The organism is Actinocrinis sp., from assembly GCF_035650855.1.
Classification (GTDB): Bacteria; Actinomycetota; Actinomycetes; order Streptomycetales; family Catenulisporaceae; genus Actinocrinis.
In genome coordinates, this window is record NZ_DASRGV010000107.1 from 1 (window position 1) to 2619 (window position 2619).

The window sequence follows — 2619 nt, forward strand, 5'->3', positions numbered from 1 at the left end:
GCCGACGATGCCCGGCACGCCGACCGCCTCCGGCATCACCTCCAATTCGGTCAACCTGAGCTGGGCGGCGTCGACCAGCAGCCTGGGAATCGCGGGGTACCAAGTCGTCAGCATCAACGGCACCACCGAGACCGTGGTCGCGTCGCCGACCACGAATTCGGCCACGATCAGTGGCCTGACTTCCTCGACGAGCTACACGTTCGCCGTCTACGCGAAGGACACCGCGGGCAACCGCTCCGCGCGCTCCGGCACGGTCGCCGTGACCACGAGCGCGTCCACGTCCTCCGGCGGATGCAAGGTCACCTACGCGCCGAACTCCTGGGGCGGCGGCTTCACGGCGAACGTGACGGTCGCGAACACGGGCACGGCGGCGTGGAGCGGCTGGACGGTCACCTGGACCTGGCCCGGCGACCAGAAGGTCACCAACGCCTGGAACGCCACGGTGACCCAGAGCGGCACCAAGGTGACGGCGACCAACGTGAGCTACAACGGCGCCGTGCCGGCCAGCGGCTCGACCTCGTTCGGCTTCCAGGGCACCTGGTCCAGCAGCAACGCCTCGCCGACCGCGTTCACCGTCAACGGCAACGCCTGCACGCTCGGGTGATCGCAGCTAGCTGACAGCGCAATCCAGTCAGCCGCTCAACACGGGGTCGGTGCGCACCAAGCACCGGCCCCGTGCCATGGCCGCCCCGGCTTTGGACGGCTCGCGCCCACCGCCGACCGGTGAGAGGGTAGACCGGTGGCACTGCATGAGGGACACCAAAGCGACCGCCGCCTAGCCGTCAACCCGCTGTTCTCCGAGGCCGATCCGCTCGGCGCGCTCGAGGTCGCGCCGCCCGCGCACCGGCTGCCCGACGGTGCGATGCCGCCGTCGGTCGCATACCGCCTGGTGCACGACGAGCTGATGCTCGACGGCAACGCCCGGCTCAACCTGGCCACCTTCGTGACCACCTGGATGGAGCCGCAGGCCATCGCGCTGATGGCGGAGTGCGCCGAGAAGAACATGATCGACAAGGACGAGTATCCGCAGACCGCAGAGCTCGAACGCCGCTGCGTGTCGATCCTGGCCGATCTGTGGAACGCGCCGGACCCGCAGGCCGCGGTCGGCTGCTCGACCACCGGTTCGAGCGAGGCGTGCATGCTCGGCGGCCTCGCCCTCAAGCGCCGCTGGATGCGCGACCCGCGCAACGCCGACCGGTACGCCGCCGGCCGGGCCCGGCCGAACCTGGTCATGGGCATCAACGTGCAGGTCTGCTGGGAGAAGTTCTGCAACTTCTGGGAGATCGAGCCGCGGCTGGTCCCGATGGAGGGCGAGCGCTACCACCTCGACGGCGAGCACGCGGCCGCGATGTGCGACGAGAACACGATCGGGGTCGTCGCGGTGCTCGGCTCGACGATGGACGGCAGCTACGAGCCGGTGCCGGAGATCTGCGCGGCGCTGGACGCGTTGCAGGAGCGCACCGGGCTCGACATCCCGGTGCACGTGGACGGCGCCTCGGGCGCGATGGTCGCGCCTTTCCTCGATCCGGAGCTGACCTGGGATTTCCGGCAGCCGCGGGTCGCCTCGATCAACACCTCCGGCCACAAGTACGGCCTGGTGTACCCCGGCGTCGGCTGGGCGCTGTGGCGGGACAAGGCGGCGCTGCCCGAGGAGCTGGTGTTCAAGGTCAACTACCTCGGCGGCGACATGCCGACCTTCGCGCTGAACTTCTCCCGCCCCGGGGCCCAGGTGGCCGCGCAGTACTACACCTTCCTGCGGCTGGGCCGCGAGGGCTTCCGCGCCGTGCAGCAGAACGCGCGGGACGTGGCCTGCACCCTGTCCGAAGGCATCGGCGCCATGGGCGACTTCCGCTTGCTGACCCGCGGCGACGAGCTGCCGGTCTTCGCCTTCACCACAGCCGGCGGGGTCGACAGCTACGACGTGTTCGACGTCTCGCGCCGGCTGCGCGAGCGGGGCTGGCTGGTGCCCGCCTACAGCTTCCCGGAGAACCGCCAGGACCTCAGCGTGCTGCGCGTGGTCGTCCGGGCGGGGATGCACAAGGAGATGGCCGACCAGCTCCTCGAGTCGCTGGCAGAGAAGACCAAGATGCTTGAGTCGCTGTCGGCGCCGCTGCCGGAGGGGGTGGCCAGCACGGCCTCGGCCTTCGCTCACTAGCGAGAGGGGCGGGCGAACCTGATCGCGCGGCCATCGGTCGGCCGCGCGCTCGGGTCACAGCACCTCGGCCAGCGACGCGCCCGCCGCCTCCAGCTCCTTGAGCGTCGAGGCCTCGATCACGCGGTCGAGGTCGAGGATCCGCGCGCCCATCGAATCAAGCTCACGCGACCCCACGACCGCGTGGCACGGCACCCCGGACTGCCGGGCGCGGGTGGCGACCTCGGAGACCACCTTGCCCACCAGGCTCTGCATGTCCAGCCGCCCCTCCCCGGTGACCACCGCGCGAGCCGCGCGCATGCGCGCATCGAAGCCCACCTCATCGAGCACGAACGCCGCGCCGGGGACCAGCTGGGCGCCGAACGCGGCCCACAGTCCGCCCGAGAGCCCGCCCGCGGCGCCCGTCATGGGCACCCCGCGCGGATCGCGCTCCCAGCGCCGCGCCATCGCGTGCAGGCGCGCGGTGA

At 71.2% G+C, this 2619-nt stretch carries 3 protein-coding genes; 2 read left to right on the plus strand and 1 reads right to left on the minus strand.

Going from position 1 to position 2619, the window contains the following annotated elements; translation table 11 throughout:
- Together VFB40_RS08570 and gad are read left to right on the plus strand one after the other, a co-directional pair.
- On the plus strand, positions 1-604 hold a 604-nt coding region (locus VFB40_RS08570), incomplete at its 5' end, for a cellulose binding domain-containing protein (RefSeq protein ID WP_324848765.1).
- Between the two features lie 135 nt (positions 605-739).
- A complete protein-coding gene (gene gad, locus VFB40_RS08575; RefSeq protein ID WP_324848766.1) occupies positions 740-2155 on the plus strand; it encodes a glutamate decarboxylase in 1416 nt (471 codons plus the stop codon).
- 54 nt (positions 2156-2209) lie between these two features.
- On the opposite strand, the gene VFB40_RS08580 is transcribed toward gad, so the two are convergent.
- On the minus strand, positions 2210-2619 hold a 410-nt coding region (locus tag VFB40_RS08580), incomplete at its 5' end, for a glycerate kinase (protein WP_324848767.1).